Origin of the sequence: Providencia sp. PROV189 (assembly GCF_028480065.1) — a bacterium.
Taxonomy (GTDB): Bacteria; Pseudomonadota; Gammaproteobacteria; order Enterobacterales; family Enterobacteriaceae; genus Providencia; species Providencia stuartii.
The window spans coordinates 109,928-127,217 of sequence record NZ_JAMPOG010000005.1 but is presented as its reverse complement, the minus strand read 5'-3'; the positions used below and the strand labels follow the sequence as shown (position 1 = coordinate 127,217).

11 protein-coding genes and 1 pseudogene are annotated in these 17,290 nt (G+C 42.6%); 3 read left to right on the top strand and 9 right to left on the bottom strand.

The features are described from left to right. Nucleotides 1–65: 65 nt before the first annotated feature. Nucleotides 66–419 carry a DsrE/DsrF/TusD sulfur relay family protein gene (locus PR833_RS04630; protein ID WP_004922455.1) on the bottom strand — a complete coding sequence of 118 codons (354 nt, stop codon included), beginning with the start codon at nt 417–419 and terminating at the stop codon, nt 66–68. A gap of 14 nt (nt 420–433) precedes the next feature. Continuing rightward, nucleotides 434–1,084: a multidrug efflux transporter transcriptional repressor AcrR gene (gene acrR / locus PR833_RS04625; protein ID WP_060560836.1), complete on the bottom strand. Its 651-nt coding sequence runs from the start codon at nt 1,082–1,084 to the stop codon at nt 434–436. A gap of 133 nt (nt 1,085–1,217) precedes the next feature. Between acrR and PR833_RS04620 the strand changes: the two genes are divergently transcribed. The 3 genes from PR833_RS04620 (at nt 1,218) to PR833_RS04610 (ending at nt 6,926) form a co-directional block, all read left to right on the top strand. Further along, a complete protein-coding gene (locus PR833_RS04620; protein WP_004922461.1) occupies nt 1,218–2,405 on the top strand; it encodes an efflux RND transporter periplasmic adaptor subunit in 1,188 nt (395 codons plus the stop codon). A gap of 15 nt (nt 2,406–2,420) precedes the next feature. After that, entirely contained in the window at nt 2,421–5,582 is a 3,162-nt protein-coding gene (locus tag PR833_RS04615; RefSeq protein ID WP_004922465.1) for an efflux RND transporter permease subunit, read from the top strand. A 414-nt stretch (nt 5,583–5,996) separates the two neighbouring features. Beyond that, a complete protein-coding gene (locus PR833_RS04610; protein ID WP_014656561.1) occupies nt 5,997–6,926 on the top strand; it encodes a two-partner secretion domain-containing protein in 930 nt (309 codons plus the stop codon). 129 nt (nt 6,927–7,055) lie between these two features. Here PR833_RS04610 and PR833_RS04605 read toward each other — a convergent pair whose 3' ends face one another. The 7 genes and pseudogenes from PR833_RS04605 to rlmD all read right to left on the bottom strand — a co-directional run bounded on the left by PR833_RS04605 (nt 7,056) and on the right by rlmD (nt 17,187). After that, nucleotides 7,056–8,441, bottom strand: a complete 1,386-nt coding sequence (locus tag PR833_RS04605) for a DASS family sodium-coupled anion symporter (RefSeq protein WP_004922475.1) — start codon at nt 8,439–8,441, stop codon at nt 7,056–7,058. A 319-nt stretch (nt 8,442–8,760) separates the two neighbouring features. Beyond that, nucleotides 8,761–10,062, bottom strand: coding sequence for a phosphopyruvate hydratase (gene eno, locus PR833_RS04600; protein ID WP_004922479.1), 1,302 nt, complete (start codon nt 10,060–10,062; stop codon nt 8,761–8,763). 63 nt (nt 10,063–10,125) lie between these two features. Further along, nucleotides 10,126–11,763: a glutamine hydrolyzing CTP synthase gene (pyrG, locus tag PR833_RS04595; protein ID WP_004922482.1), complete on the bottom strand. Its 1,638-nt coding sequence runs from the start codon at nt 11,761–11,763 to the stop codon at nt 10,126–10,128. Between the two features lie 607 nt (nt 11,764–12,370). Beyond that, nucleotides 12,371–12,685 (bottom strand): annotated as a pseudogene (locus tag PR833_RS04590) (ATP-binding cassette domain-containing protein); the annotation flags it as partial. 38 nt (nt 12,686–12,723) lie between these two features. Continuing rightward, complete coding sequence (mazG, locus tag PR833_RS04585; protein ID WP_272525917.1) at nt 12,724–13,518, bottom strand: nucleoside triphosphate pyrophosphohydrolase; 795 nt, start codon at nt 13,516–13,518, stop codon at nt 12,724–12,726. An 83-nt stretch (nt 13,519–13,601) separates the two neighbouring features. After that, the gene (gene relA / locus PR833_RS04580) at nt 13,602–15,839 is read right to left on the bottom strand and encodes a GTP diphosphokinase (protein WP_004922493.1); all 2,238 of its coding nucleotides are present in this window, start codon (nt 15,837–15,839) and stop codon (nt 13,602–13,604) included. 16 nt (nt 15,840–15,855) lie between these two features. Then, a complete protein-coding gene (gene rlmD, locus PR833_RS04575; protein WP_141173140.1) occupies nt 15,856–17,187 on the bottom strand; it encodes a 23S rRNA (uracil(1939)-C(5))-methyltransferase RlmD in 1,332 nt (443 codons plus the stop codon). Between the last annotated feature and the right edge of the window lie 103 nt (nt 17,188–17,290).

The following is a 17,290-nucleotide window of genomic DNA, read 5'->3' as shown; positions in this document are numbered from 1 at the left end:
AGGTTTTTTGTATCTTGTTGAGTCAATAATGTACTGCTAACTTTTGTTAACAGCACATTATATTTTTAAAATGTCAGAACCTTATCTGCTTCTAATGTCCAAGCTGCAAGTTCAACTAAAGTGCCAATTTCCACGCCATCGGCTAAGGGAAGTTCACTCACACCACGTGCATCTGTGCAGGTTTTGCATAATTTCACCGCCACTTGCTGTGCCGTTAGAATTTCCAACATCTGTTGAATATTATAACCTTCTTTCGGCTTTTGCCCCTTAAGACCCGCTGTAACCGCATCTGACATTAAAAACACTTTCAGTTCTGTTTGTGGGTGCTGCTCTTTGAGTGTAATCGCCAAACGTAATGAGTTAAATAAAGTTTCATTACCATAAGGGGCGCCATTAGCAATAATCAAAATTGATGACATGGTATTTTCTCCGGTTATTCAGTCTGATCCGTTTTTACGCGTAATGATGGACTGTATTTCAATGTTTCTAGCATCGTTTCCACCAATATTTCCGTACGTTTATGTATCTTAAAACTATCAGGCTGCAATAACCAGTTTTCAAGTAACCCAGCCATCATGGCGCGGATCATAATTGCCCCACACTCTAAATCGAGATTAGCTGGGAGTTGCCCTGCTTCAACACAATGGCGTAGGAGTTCAATGATACGATGATGGCTAGCAACGTAATTCTCTTTTTTTAAATCAACAATGGCCGCCATATCCCCTACCAATTCACACTTGTGGAACAGAATATCCATCAAAGCGCGATTTTTAGGGCTTTCAATAAAATCTGTCAAAATATAAACTAAAATTTCTTTTAGAATTGCCAGTGGATCATTACTATACTTCAAACGATAATAATTTTCGGCCTGTTGTATTTGACTGTCACTAAACTCACAAGCTTGGTGGAATAGGTCGACTTTATTTTTGAAATGCCAGTATATCGCTCCGCGGGTCACACCAGCGGATTTGGCAATATCGGCTAAAGATGTCGCCGATACACCTCGTTCAGAAAAGGTTTTGATGGCAGCATCTAAAATTTCCTGACGGGTTTCTTCGGCCTGTTGTTTAGTTTTTCGTGCCATTGTAACTCGTTTATCGACAAAGCTGATTTACATACATTCGTGTATGTTTGTACTATAGCATAGTGATAAATCTTATTGTTTACCATTTTTCTTATATTGTTTTTTACTCATGTTGATTAATTGAGGTTAACTTATGCGAAAAAACAGAGGGGTGTTACCTCTGGCTCTGTTGGTTCTTTCAGGTGGCTTAGCTTTATCAGGTTGTAACGATGAACAGAAAGGTGGCGGTGAACGCCCGGCGCCTGAAGTAGGAATTGTTACGCTAAAAGCCGAACCTCTGACTATCAAGACCGAATTACCTGGACGTACATCCGCATATCGTGTCGCAGAGGTCCGTCCACAGGTAAGTGGCATTATACTCAAACGTAACTACAAAGAAGGTAGCGATGTTGAGGCCGGAACGTCTTTATATCAGATAGATCCAGCGCCTTTCCAAGCCACTTATGATAGTGCGAAAGCTGAACTTGCTAAAGCGCAAGCTAATGCAAATTTGGCCGGTTTGACGGTAAAACGCTACAAGCCACTTTTAGGTACTAATTACATTAGTCAGCAAGAATACGATCAGGCAACATCAACTTATGCACAAGCTTTAGCGGCTGTGAAAGCAGCAGAAGCTGCCGTTGAAACTGCGCGTATTAATCTGAACTATACCAAAGTTACTGCGCCAATCAGTGGTCGCACGGGGAAATCAAATGTCACCGAAGGTGCTTTAGTTTCTTCTGGTCAAGCCACTGAGTTGATGCGAGTTCAACAGCTTGACCCTATCTATGTTGATGTGACGCAATCCAGTGAAGATTTCTTGCGTCTACGTAACGAGATAGAAAAAGGCGCTCTACAAAAAGAGCCGGGCAAAGCCCCTGTGAGCTTAGTCATTAATAATGGCCAAGAGTATGCCCAAAAAGGTGCTCTGGAATTCTCTGATGTCACTGTGGATGAAACAACAGGTTCAATCACAATGAGAGCAGTCTTCCCGAACCCAAATAAAGAGCTTATGCCAGGAATGTTTGTGCGCGCTATCTTAGAAGATGGTGTCATGGAAAAAGCGATTTTGGTTCCTCAACAAGGTTTGGCTCGTACTCCACAAGGTGACGCTCAAGTCATGGTGGTAGGTAAAGACGATAAAGTTGAAGTCCGAAAAGTAAAAACAGCACAAGCTGTAGGCAACAAATGGCTAGTCACTGATGGTTTGCAAGATGGCGATCGCGTTATTGTGATTGGCCTCCAAAAAATCAAACCAGGTCTTGTTGTCGTTCCTAAGGAAGCTAATTTAGAAGCGCAATCTATAGACAATCAGGCACAACCTGAACAAAAGTCTAAGTAAGGGAGCGGTTGATTAATGCCTAAGTTTTTTATAGAAAGACCAATTTTTGCATGGGTAATTGCTATTATTACTATGCTTGCTGGTCTGTTGGCAATTATCAAGTTACCTGTGGCACAGTATCCGACCATTGCACCGCCGTCTGTTTCTATCTCGGCAAACTATCCGGGCGCCGATGCATCGACGGTACAGAACACAGTGACTCAGGTTATCGAACAGAATATGAATGGTATCGATAACTTGGTGTATATGTCATCAACCAGTGATTCATCAGGTTCTGCTAATATCATGCTGACGTTTGAAGCCGGTACGGATGGCGACATTGCACAGGTTCAAGTGCAAAACAAACTTCAGCTCGCGATGCCATTACTTCCCCAAGAAGTACAGCAACAAGGTATTAGCGTTGATAAATCTACCAGCTCATTCTTAATGGTAGCCGGCTTCGTTTCTGCCGATGGCTCAATGGGACAATATGATATTGCCGACTACGTTGGCTCTAATATTAAAGACCCACTTAGCCGTGTTAATGGTGTTGGTGAAACACAGTTGTTTGGTACGCCATATGCGATGCGTATCTGGTTAAAACCAGAAATGCTCGTTAAGTACAACATGACAACAACCGATGTTATCAATGCAATTAAAGTACAAAACAACCAAGTGGCGGCAGGTCAATTAGGGGGAACACCTCCAGTTGCAGGCCAACGCTTGAACGTTTCTATCATTGCACAAACCCGTTTAAACAACCCTGAAGAATTCGCCAATATCCTCTTACGAGTCAATAAAGACGGTTCTCAAGTACGTTTAAAAGATGTAGCAACGGTTGAACTTGGCGCTGAAAACTACAGCACCATTGCCCGATTTAATGGTAAAGCCGCAGCAGGTATCGGTATTAAGCTAGCGACGGGCGCTAACGCGCTGGATACGGCGAACAATGTCCGTGCAGCACTAGCGAATATGGAACCATTCTTCCCTGAAGGGTTAGAAATTGTTTATCCATATGATACAACGCCATTCGTTAAGATTTCGATTAACGAAGTTGTTAAAACGCTCGTTGAAGCAATCATGCTGGTTGTTGTAGTAATGTATCTGTTCTTACAGAACATTCGTGCCACATTGATACCAACAATTGCGGTTCCTGTCGTCTTGTTGGGAACATTTGCCGTCTTGGCCGCATTTGGATACTCGATCAACACCTTAACCATGTTTGCGATGGTACTCGCTATCGGTCTTCTCGTGGATGACGCCATCGTTGTGGTTGAAAACGTTGAACGTGTTATGCAAGAAGAAGGTTTATCACCAAAAGAAGCAACCAAGAAGTCCATGGGGCAAATTCAAGGTGCGTTGGTGGGTATCGCCATGGTACTGTCCGCGGTATTTGTTCCAATGGCCTTCTTCGGTGGCTCAACAGGTGCAATTTACCGTCAGTTCTCCATTACCATCGTTTCAGCCATGATCTTATCGGTACTGGTTGCAATGATCTTAACCCCTGCACTTTGTGCCACTATATTAAAGCCAATTAAAAAAGGCAGTCATGGTAGCCAAAAAGGGTTCTTCGGCTGGTTTAACCGTACATTCGAAAAGCAAGCACACCACTATACTGATAGTGTTAGCCGCATGTTGAATGGTACAGGCCGTTACTTGCTCATTTATCTCGTATTAGTGGCAGGTATGGCGTTAATGTTTATCCGCCTTCCTTCTTCATTCTTACCAGAAGAAGACCAAGGGGTATTCTTAGCGATGGTTCAATTACCACCAGGATCAACGCAAGAGCAAACACAAGCTGTACTGGATGAAGTTAACACTTACTTCCATACCAAAGAAGAACGTAACGTTGAGTCTGTCTTTACCGTGGGTGGATTCAGTTTCGCGGGTCAAGGCCAAAACATGGGTCTCGCATTCGTGGTTCTGAAGAATTGGAGTGAACGTAAAGGCGATGAAAACCACGTTGAAGCGATTGTGGGTCGTGCAAACGCTGCACTATCACAAAAGCAAGAAGCATTGATTTACGCCTTTAACCTACCTGCTATTGTTGAGTTAGGTACGGCCAACGGCTTTGACTTTGAATTGGTTGACCAAGGTAACTTAGGACATGATGCCTTAATGGCGGCACGTAACCAGTTACTTGGTTTAGCGGCTCAACACCCTGAAATTTTGCAAGGTGTTCGTCCTAACGGGCAAGATGATACATCACAATACCGTATCTATATTGATCAACAAAAAGCGCAAGCACAAGGTGTCGCTATTGCAGATATCAATGCAACGCTTAGTTCAATTTTCGGTGGTACTTATGTAAACGACTTTATCGACCGTGGTCGTGTTAAGAAAGTTTACGTACAAGGTGATGCAGAAAGCCGTATGCTACCTTCGGATATTAGTTCATTGTATGTTCGAAATGCCGAAGGGAACATGGTGCCATTCTCTGCCTTCTTGGATGAATCTCAAGATCCTTGGAAATATGGTTCACCGCGTTTAGAGCGTTATAACGGTGTTCCTTCAATGAACATTCAAGGGCAAGCAGCATTTGGTCAAAGTACGGGTGATGCTATGCTGATGATGGAAAAACTGACAACTGAAAACCTACCGAAAGGGATTGGTTATGAGTGGACAGGTATGTCATATCAGGAACGTTTGTCTGGTAACCAGGCACCTGCCCTGTATGCTATCTCACTGATTGTTGTCTTCCTATGTCTGGCAGCCCTATATGAGAGCTGGTCTGTACCATTCTCTGTTATGTTGGTTGTTCCATTGGGTATTATCGGTGCATTACTGTTTACCTCCGTTCGTGGACTGTCAAACGACGTTTACTTCAAGGTGGGCCTCTTAACAACCATTGGTCTGTCGGCGAAGAACGCAATATTGATTGTTGAATTCGCCAAAGACTTGATGGAAAAAGAAGGCAAAGGATTAGTTGAAGCGACATTAGAAGCTGTGAAAATGCGTTTACGACCCATTCTGATGACATCACTGGCCTTTATGTTAGGTGTTATCCCACTGGTATTCAGTAATGGTGCAGGTTCAGCAGCCCAGAACTCCGTTGGTACAGGCGTTCTGGGTGGTATGTTCGCTGCAACCTCACTGGCTATCTTCTTCGTTCCTGTATTCTACGTGGTGATCCGTCGCCGCTTTGCAGGAAAAACAGAAGAGCTTGAGCATGCTCATCCAGTCAAAAAAGCCGAATAATTATATTCAGCTAAAATAATCGCTAAGGGCCACAACAGTGGCCCTTTTTAATGCATTACTTGTCAGCTTAAGCGTGACATTATTCTTCCCTTCCCTATAACGCCTGACGCAGTCGATGCCATTCGATACCACAAGAGATACTAAACACCAAATAATCATTATTATTCATTTAAATTAACGCTTAATTGAAATAGGTATCTTTGCGGCTCTACTGATAGTCATTGTTTACAATCTCACCTTACATACCCTTAAGTTAAATATCTCTTATTAAATCAAAGCAATAATTTATTTATTATATGTTCACTCTTTTTGTTTTTGATTATCTCCCCATATTTTTTGATATGGTTAACCGCTTTCTTTTACCGATATACTTTAATTAAATTTATAGGATCTTTCATCGCAAGGAGCATCACCATGCAACTACGTTATCGTTGTATTACCTCGTTATTTTTATTTACCTTTTACCACTACGCAATCGCATCCACCAACACAACTCAAGCCAAAGTCATCAATATTACCGCTCCATTAGAGAACCATATTTCATTTAACCGCTTTGAAACACTCTCTTCTAATGAACATGGTTTAGTATTTAATAATGATATCAGCGACAATAGCGCTCTCGGTGGGAAAGCCGCTAAAATGATCCTTGCCGAAGTGACCGGGAGCGAAGCTACAAATATTCAAGGAGTTATTGGTATAAAAGGCCAAACAGCCAACTTAGTCATTGCTAATCCTAATGGCATTACATGGAACAACGGCTCTGCAAGCAATATTGCTAGCCTATCATTGGTCGCAGGGAATTTTGAAAGACAGTTTATTAAAGACAAAACAGATCCCAAAAAACTGCTACCGAAACCATTAAAAGACTATAGCCAATTAAAATTTACCGTCTCTCCCGGTAGCCAAGTCACCATTAATCAACAACAAGCTAATCCTATACAGTTATCTAAAATCAATGTATTCGCTGACCGTATAAAACTACAAAATGCAGTCAACATCACCTCTGCCGTCCAAAACTATCTAAGTAGCTCAGGTAATGCTTCTCTCTCTATTCGTGAAGGTCTACTGGTTTCAGGAGCAAAATACAAAGCAACAACACTGCATAGTGAAGGGAGTCAATTCGAACTAAGTGAAAATGGTAAACTGACGGGGCGTTCTATTTTACTCGAAAGCCATCGATATCAATGTAAGGACAGCTTTATGTGTCCACAAAATAAGATTGATATAAAAGGTCTCATTGAAGCGATGAACTTTTCTTTACAGGGGGATAGCCAGTTTGCCCTTACAGGACGATTACGCCTTGGCAGCAACCAGCAAGAGTTGGTGAGACAAACTGTCGAATAATCATTGAGTATAAAATGCCATTTTATTCCTTTACTCTTTGACTATTACCTTAAGCCGAGCGGGGCTAAATAGCTGGAGGCCTCATCAATATGAGGCCTCCAATCACTTTGCGGTTATGACTGACTCGAATTACAACCAGAAGAACCAAGCAAATAGTGATATCACAATAATACAAGCAACGTTTAACACTGCACCAACACGCACCATCTCGATCTGCTTGATATAACCAGAACCAAAGACAATAGCATTTGGCGGTGTTGCCACTGGTAGCATAAAGGCACAAGATGCACCAATACCAATAATCATCGTCAATGCCATAACAGGCATGCCCAATGCTTCAGCTACGGTAGCAAAAATAGGTACTAACAACGCCGCACTCGCTGTATTACTTGTAAATTCCGTTAAGATAATGATAAACGTAGTGACCGCTAAGATAATGACGAACCAATGGCTTTGACCAAAAGTCATTTGCATCCAGTCAGCCATAATCTTACTTGCACCTGACGAACTTAGAATAGCGCTCAGTGTTAAACCACCACCGAACAGCATCAATACGCCCCATTCCGTGTTTTTCTGGATTTGCGCCCAGCTCGCAACACCAGTTACCCCGATAAGGATTGCTGCACTTACGGCAATAATCGTATCCAGATCTTTAACGCCACCTAATGCTTTACTGATAAATGTACTAGTGATCCAGCACAGCACCGCGATAAGAAAGATGCACATCGCTGTGATACGTTTACCATTCCATTCCACATGCTCTAGCTCTAATTCAAAGCGATGCTTCAAATTTGGACGTAGCATCATAAACATCAGCACAAACATCATTGGTAACAGCACAACCATAATTGGAATGCCATATTTCATCCATGACAAGAAATCCAAGCCAAGTGCAGAAGCTGCGATTGCGTTTGGTGGACTACCAACAATGGTACCTAAACCACCAATACTCGCACTATAAGCAACACCTAATAGAACAAACACGAAGGTGTTACGTTCATGACGCGCATCCAAATTAGAAAGGATACCTAACACAAGGGGTAGCATCATCGCGGCTGTTGCCGTGTTACTAATCCACATTGATAGCAGTGCCGTTACACCAAATAGCAACACCACGGCTACGGATAAACGCCCACGTGCTACCATTAATAAACGGTTAGCGATCAGCCGGTCTAGGCCTTGAATATGCAACGCTGTCGCCAAAGCAAAACCACCAAAAAATAGGAAAATAATTGGGTTTGCAAATGACTTCAAGGCATCGCCTGTATTCATCAAACCAAGACCAACCGCTAATATTGGGATACATAATGCAGTGATAGTAACGTGTATCGCTTCAGTCAACCAAAGCACACCAATAAATACCATCATTGCAAGCCCAGCATTCGCTTTATCATCAAATGGTAAATATTTTAAAAGTAAAATTAGCAATACGATATCAACCGCTAAAATCACCCAACCTTTTACATTTGATGGCGTTGGCCCAACAGAAGGTTTCAGAGATTCAGAAGCATCCATATTCACTCCATTGGCTTATCAGCATCCTAGTGCCCAAGCTCTTGTTAATATTTATTTACAGTATGGGGAATATAGAGTTAATCGAATGAAATTCAAATGTAGATGATGCAAAATTGAGAGCTGTACCGCGCAATTAAACACTTTTTTCATTTGATACATAAAAAACTATCGATTTTGTGAACATCTAAAAAATGATGAGTCCGTGTAATTCCTTAGCAAAAGATAAAGAAATTTAAACAAAAAAATGGGGGGATGGGGGCTAATAAAAAACGGGAAGACAATGCTCCCCGTTTTGAGAAATAACTCAACCTAGCTTAAATTATGCTTGGCCTTTAACTTCTTTCAGACCATTGAATGGAGCACGGTCACCCAATGCTTCTTCAATGCGGATCAATTGGTTGTATTTAGCAACACGGTCAGAACGGCTCATAGAACCTGTTTTGATTTGGCCTGCCGCAGTACCAACCGCTAAGTCTGCAATGGTTGCATCTTCAGTTTCACCTGAACGGTGAGAGATAACCGCAGTGTAACCCGCATCTTTCGCCATTTTGATAGCAGCCAATGTTTCAGTCAAAGAACCGATTTGGTTGAATTTAATCAGGATAGAGTTAGCAATGCCTTTCTCAATACCTTCTTTGAGGATCTTAGTGTTTGTAACAAACAGATCGTCACCAACCAATTGGATTTTGTCACCAAGCACTTTAGTTTGGTATGCAAAACCATCCCAATCAGATTCGTTCAAGCCATCTTCGATAGAAACGATTGGATACTCTTTAGTCAGGCCTTCTAAATAATGAGTGAACTCTTCAGAAGTAAAGGTTTTACCTTCACCTTTTAGCTCATAGTTGCCAGTTTCTTTGTTATAGAACTCAGAAGCCGCACAGTCCATCGCCAGAGTGACATCTTTACCTAATACATAACCAGCTTGCTCAACAGCTTCTTTAATAGCACCTAGTGCAGCAGCGTTAGATTCTAGGTTTGGCGCATAACCACCTTCATCACCAACAGCGGTGTTCATGCCTTTAGCTTTCAGTACTTTCGCTAGGTGATGGAAAATTTCAGAACCCATGCGAACAGCGTCTTTCAGTGTTGAAGCACCAACTGGCTGGATCATGAACTCTTGAATGTCGACGTTATTGTCAGCGTGCTCACCACCATTGATGATGTTCATCATTGGCAGAGGCATTGAATATTGACCGTGAGTACCGTTTAGGTCAGAAATATGCTCATAAAGAGGCATACCTTTTGCCGCAGCTGCCGCTTTCGCGTTAGCTAATGACACAGCCAAAATCGCGTTCGCACCAAATTTAGATTTGTTATCAGTACCATCTAGATCAATCATGATCTTATCGATAGTCGCTTGGTCTTTTGCATTTTGACCAATCAGCGCTTCTGCAATTGGGCCATTAACAGCGGCAACCGCTTTCAGAACGCCTTTGCCCAGAAAACGTGATTTATCACCATCACGCAGTTCCAGTGCTTCACGAGAACCTGTAGATGCACCTGATGGCGCGGCTGCTAAACCAACAAAGCCACCTTCTAGATGAACTTCAGCTTCTACAGTTGGGTTACCACGAGAATCAATGATTTCACGACCGATCACTTTAACGATTTTGGACATTAGGTTTTCCTCAGTACAAGTTAAATTGTGGGGAGCAGGCACATCTGCCTACCCCGCCATATCTTATTTCAACTCACCTTTCTGGTAGCTACCAGCGGCTTTAACAAAACCTTCAAACAATGGGTGACCATCTCTTGGCGTTGAAGTGAATTCAGGGTGGAACTGGCATGCCACAAACCATGGGTGATTTGGATTTTCAATAATTTCAACCAGTTTGTTATCCACTGAACGACCTGCAACTTTTAGCCCCGCATCTTCAATGCGTTTTAGCAACAGGTTATTCACTTCATAGCGGTGACGGTGACGTTCAACAATCGTATCTGCACCATACATATCACGAACCAAGCTGTCTTTAACTAAGTGGCATGGTTGACCACCAACACGCATGGTTCCACCAAGATCGCTCTCTTCAGAACGCACTTCTAGGTTACCATTTTCATCACGCCATTCAGTAATTAGCGCAACGACTGGGTATTTACAGTTTGCATCAAACTCAGTTGAGTTTGCACCTTCCATATTGGCAACGTTACGTGCAAATTCAATCAAGGCAACCTGCATACCTAAACAAATGCCTAAATAAGGCACTTTATTTTCGCGTGCATATTTCGCTGTCATGATCTTACCTTCGATACCACGCTCACCGAATCCACCCGGAACAAGGATAGCATCTAAGCCTTTTAATAGATCAACACCACGAGTTTCAATATCTTGTGAATCAATCAGTTTGATATTCACAGTTAGGCGATTTTTCAAGCCACCGTGTTTTAAAGCTTCAATAACTGATTTATAAGCATCGGGTAATTCAACATACTTACCAACCATACCAATGGTCACTTCACCAGTAGGGTTTGCTTCTTGATAAATCACTTGTTCCCATTCAGCAAGGTTTGCTTCGCGGCAGTCAAGATTGAAACGCTTACAGATATACTCATCTAAGCCCTGTGATTTCAACATACCAGGGATTTTGTAGATGGAATCAACGTCTTTGAGTGAAATAACCGCTTTTTCAGGAACATTACAGAACAGTGCAATTTTGGCACGCTCATTCGCAGGAATAACGCGGTCTGAACGACAGATCAGCACATCTGGCTGAATACCAATGGATAGCAGCTCTTTAACAGAATGCTGAGTTGGTTTAGTTTTCACTTCACCCGCTGCCGCCAAATAAGGAACTAAAGTCAGATGCAGATAGAGTGTGCGTTCACGCCCTACTTCTGCCGCCATTTGACGAATAGCTTCCAAGAATGGCAATGATTCGATATCACCAACTGTTCCGCCAACTTCGACTAAAACAACATCATGACCTTCACCACCACGGATGATGCGGTCTTTAATTTCATTGGTAATATGAGGGATAACTTGGATAGTCGCGCCAAGATAGTCTCCGCGACGTTCTTTGCGCAATACTTCTGAATAAACGCGCCCCGTTGTAAAGTTGTTGCGACGCGTCATTTTGGTACGGATGAAACGCTCATAATGACCTAAATCCAAGTCAGTTTCAGCGCCGTCTTCTGTAACGAAAACTTCCCCGTGTTGGGTTGGGCTCATTGTCCCTGGATCAACGTTGATGTACGGATCCAGTTTCATAATGGTGACATTGAGTCCACGGGCTTCGAGTATAGCCGCCAAAGAGGCTGCGGCAATGCCTTTACCCAGAGAGGATACGACCCCGCCGGTCACAAAAATATAATTAGTTTTCATGCTGAACCTGAAAGTTTAGGTTTAAAAGATGATGGATATAACAGGACGGGAAAACAGTATACCCGAACCTTAATTTCGCTACAAATGTTCTAAGCATAATAAGGTTAATTTTCCTCTATATTCCATTAATATCAGCTAGTTAAAATAAAAAATATTTTCTAGCCCCAAACAAGGTTGATTAACATGCAAACAGCAACAGTGCTATCACTCAAGCCATTTAACCCATTAAGTGACTTTGCTTACCATAGCTTTTGAGATACGACAGCGTAGAAACTGTTTTCCCTAAAGTAAAATAGCAATGTGAGTTTACTCATCATATACCTATTTTAGGTTAGCAAATTTGCGTTATGATGCCACTCATAACACTTCACCTCTCTTTAATTCGTGTCTCTATACAGAAACACCTCCTAAGGCTAGCATATTTTTCGCAAAAGCTAAATCCTTTCAGCAAAACTAGAGTGAACTAAGATGGTTTTATTAAATTAGGTGAAATTTTTCGTATATCTCGTAGAAAAGATCAGCAATCTAGCATGTATTAAGTGGATGTTAATGAGGTTAACTTAAGCTTGCTTTGCAGTTATGATGACTTTTTCAGCAACAATAATAGTCAATCATATTGTGACATCCAGCGATTTAATTGCAGATTAAAAATTTTATCTGCCGACTTTATCATTTCAGGGCGATGGGCAACAAAAATACGGGTAATTTGTAGTGAGGCAATCGCCTCCGTTATTTTACGCTCATTTTCTACATCCAAATCACTTGTCGCTTCATCCATTAACAAAATTTTAGGTTCTCGATAAAGTGCTCTTGCAATCGATATTCGTTGCCTTTGTCCTCCAGAAAGGAGACTTCCTATATCACCAATTATCGTTTAATATCCTCTAGGAAATGAAGATATTTCCTCGTGTATTGATGCTAACTATTTTAAAAAATAAGGTAACACATTAAAAACAAATATTATTCCGCGAGCTTAATTTGCTGCCAATGCTGTTCCATCTCCTCAAGCGTTGCGGTTTCTGTGGTTTTACCTTCTAGTGCAAGACGTGACTCTATTTGGCGAAAACGCTTTTCAAACTTCTGGCAGGCCTTGTTAAGTGCCATTTCGGGTTTATGGCCTAGATGACGTGATAAATTCACGGTCGCAAACAGTAGATCGCCAATTTCTTCTTCTAAGCGCTGCTCATCAACAACCACTTGAGTGGCCTCTTCCATTACTTCATCCAGCTCTTCGCGAACCTTGTCGACTACAGGCCCTAACGTGTCCCAATCAAAACCCACTGATGCACAACGTTTTTGGATCTTATAGGCTTTCATTAAGGCAGGTAGCGCGCTTGGAATATCATCAAGGATGGAAAATTGCGCCTTTTGTGCACGTTCAGCAGACTTACGCTTTTCCCATCCTGCCAGTGCAACACTGCTATCAGGGTGATTTTCTGCGTCAAAAATATGCGGGTGGCGCCGTTCTAGTTTATCGCTAACCGCTTGGCAAATATCATTAAAATCAAAACGTGACTGCTCTTTCGCCATTTGCGCATAAAACACGACTTGGAATAACAAATCGCCTAATTCACCTTTTAGGTCATCAAAATCTTCACGCTCAATGGCATCAATGACTTCATAAGTTTCTTCAAGCGTATAAGGAGCAATCGTTTTAAACGTTTGTTGAGTATCCCACGGGCAACCTGTTTGTGGATCACGCAATTTCGCCATAATGTCTAGTAATCGTTCAAGCTGTGATGCTGTCGTACTCATTTTTTGACCTTTTTAAACCATAAAAATCCCATGTTTCGCAAGGATAACATGGGATCGTTTATTACTGCATAACGATGTTACGATTATTTAGAATGGCGTTTCGCTTCGATCACATCTGGCAATTGATTCAGTTTGGCCAATACTCGAGCCAATACCTGTAGGTTATAAATTTCAATCGTCATATCGATGGTCGCTAACTGCTGTTTAACATCACTACGGCTGCTAACGCCAAGTACGTTAACTTTTTCGTTAGCTAAGATGGTTGTGATATCACGTAACAGCCCACTTCTATCGTTAGCAACAACACGCACCACTAGCGAATAACCACTGGAGTAGTTTTCTCCCCAGACCGCGTCAACTAAACGTTCTGGTGCATGACTCTGTAACTCAGCAAGCTGTTCACAATCAACACTATGGATAGAAATACCTCTCCCTTTCGTGATAAATCCAACAATGTCATCGCCAGGAATGGGCTGGCAGCAGCGTGCGATATGGTGCATTAGGTTACCCACACCTTCGACAACTACGCGACCACTGCTATTCGTTTGGGAAGCTGGTCGTGGCGCCGCAGTTTTACTTTCCAGCGTCTTCATCGCTTCGCGATCGGCTTCTTCCGCTGACGTTTTCTTGAATTTACTTTGTAAGAAGTTGACTAATTGATTGATACGAATATCACCACCGCCAATTCCGGCCAAGACCTCATCAAGAGAATGGACGTTATAGCGTGCTATCAATAATTTTTCCGCCTCTTTGATACCTATATCAAGGTGCGCTAATTCGTTATCAAGAATTTGACGCCCCGCCAGCACGTTTTTATCCCTATCCTGCTTACGGAACCAGTTATGGATCTTAGCGCGCCCCCGGCTGGTTGTCACATAGCCTAAATTAGGGTTGAGCCAGTCACGGCTTGGATTTGGGTGTTTTTGGGTAATAATTTCAATTTGGTCACCCATCTGTAACTGATAGCTAAACGGTACAATACGACCACCAATTTTAGCGCCAATACAACGGTGCCCAACATCACTGTGGATATGATAAGCAAAGTCGAGTGGCGTTGACCCCGCAGGTAAATCAACAACATCCCCTTTAGGTGTAAATACATATACGCGGTCATCAAAAACTTGGCTACGCACTTCATCAAGCATTTCACCTGAATCAGCCATCTCTTCTTGCCATGCTATCAATTTACGCAACCATGCAATACGGTTTTCGTAGCTGCTTCCTTTACCAACCCCTGTTGCTCCCTCTTTATATTTCCAGTGTGCAGCAACCCCCAACTCTGCATCTTCATGCATTTGGCGGGTGCGGATCTGTATTTCGAGGGTTTTACCATTTGGCCCAAGTACTACGGTATGGATAGATTGGTAGCCATTGGGTTTAGGGTTGGCGACATAATCATCAAATTCATCCGGCAAATGACGGAAATGGGTATGTACTATCCCCAGCGCTGCATAGCAGTCTTGTAGACGTTCAACGACAATACGTACCGCTCTGACATCGAATAACTCATCGAATGCTAGCGATTTTTTCTTCATTTTGCGCCAAATGCTGTAAATATGCTTGGGACGCCCATAAATTTCAGCTTGAATATTCTCTTTCAGCATTTTTTTGCGCAATGTGGTCACAAAGTTATCGATATACTCTTCGCGATCAATACGGCGCTCATGCAATAAGCTCGCAATTTTCTTGTATTCTTCTGGGTGCAAATAACGGAAACAAAAATCTTCCAATTCCCATTTGAGTTGACCGATACCCAAGCGGTTGGCCAATGGCGCATAGATATTGGAACACTCTTTAGCGGCTAATACGCGCTCATCTTCTGTCGCATCTTTCACTTCGCGTAGATGCGCAATGCGTTCGGCTAGCTTGATAACAACACAGCGGAAATCTTCAACCATCGACAGTAACATACGACGAATATTATCCACTTGAACGGAGCTAGTTTCCCCCGACTGTGTCGCCTTTAATTGGCGGATGGCATCCATTTCAAGGACACCTTTTACCAGCTCATAAATTGATTGACCGAAATCATCAATTACCGCTTGTTCATCGAGCTGTTTCTCTTCAACTAACGGAAATAGCAGTGCGGCTTGTAAGCTACCGATATCCATGCTCAGCGTCGAGAGTATTTCGGTCATCTCGATCCCACGCCATAGCAGTAGGGGTGCCGTTTCTTGCCCTGCTAATTTTTCATGACAATACTGCCAGGTATGGATAAGTTTTTGTTCTGATTGTGGATTATTTAGGCCCAGCCCGCTTACCCATTTTTCTGGGGCAAACTCACCTGCTGGGGTAAGATGTGCACTTCTTACAGCAACCATATATTCTCCCTACCTGTTAACCCTCTGGGCTATTGATAAATAGCGCCATTGATTCCAGATGACTGGTATGCGGAAACATATCCAACATCCGCAGTTGTACTAACTGATATCCCGCTTGAAGCAAAATTTTGCTATCCCGTGCCAAGGTGGTCGGGTTACAAGAAACATAGACAATTTTTTCGGGCATCAGTTTAACTAAATGTTCCATTACGCCAGCGGCGCCCGCTCGAGCAGGATCTAACAATACCTTATTAAACCCTTCAGCTGCCCATGGCTGAGTATGGATTTGCGCCTCTAAGTTTTCATTATAGAAGGTCGCGTTACCAATTGAATTGCGCTGCGCGTTATTTCTCGCTTGTTTGACTAAATTTTCGACACCTTCAACACCAACCACGGCTTTGACTCGCCTCGCGATAGGCAATGTAAAATTCCCCATGCCACAAAACAAATCTAAAACTCGATCATGTGGGTGCAGATCCAACCATTCAAGTGCTTGAGCAACCATTTTCTGATTAATGTCACTATTGACTTGAATAAAGTTTAATGGGCTGAACTGTAACATTTCCCCAGCAACCTGATATTCGGGTATCACGGTAGAAGCGCTTAACGGATGTAAGCTATGTTCATCCCCTGCTAACCAAACACAGACCTCATGTTGCTGTTCAAAGCTTTTAAGCAGCTGCTGATCGGAGGGAGCCAATGGTACAAGGTGGCGCAGTAAGACAATGAGGCTATTATCTGCTCGGATCAACTCCACATGGCCGAGTTTTGGTGCAGCTTTTAGCTGATTTAAGCAGTCAGATAGTGGTTGGATCAATCGTTCAAGGTCGTGATGCAGCACAGGGCACTGCTTGATATCGACCAAGGTATTCGATTGAGTTTGGCGAAACCCCATTAACAGGTGTTTGCTTTTATTTTGATACTGTAATCCAAGACGCGCTCTACGGCGGTAACCATAAGCTTCACCAAAAATAATGGGCTTGGCTTCTTTTTGAACCCCAGTTTCTCGGGCGATTAGATGCTGTAATGCATTGGCTTTACTTTCTCTTTGTAGAGAAATATCAATGTGCTGCTGCTGGCAGCCACCACACTGATTAAAATAACGGCACTGTGGCTTAACCCGTTGTGGGCTGGTACTTAAACGTTTAACCACTTTTGCTTTCGCAAAGCGGCTTTTCTCTTCAACCAATTCAATTAGCGCTTGTTCACCGGGTAGAAGCCCTTCTACGAAAATCGCTTTACCATTAGAGCGTGCAACTCCTTGACCTGCTGCATCTAGACTATCGATTGTCACCGTTATTTGACGGCGTTGGGTGGTACGGCGGTTTGGCGAGTAAAATTGGGCCATAATTTGTCACTACGAGGTGTTAAGTTTCAGAAAATAATTTTATATTCTCTTTGGTTAAAGAGATGCTCTCTCACTGGCATAAGATACGCGACAACACACTGAC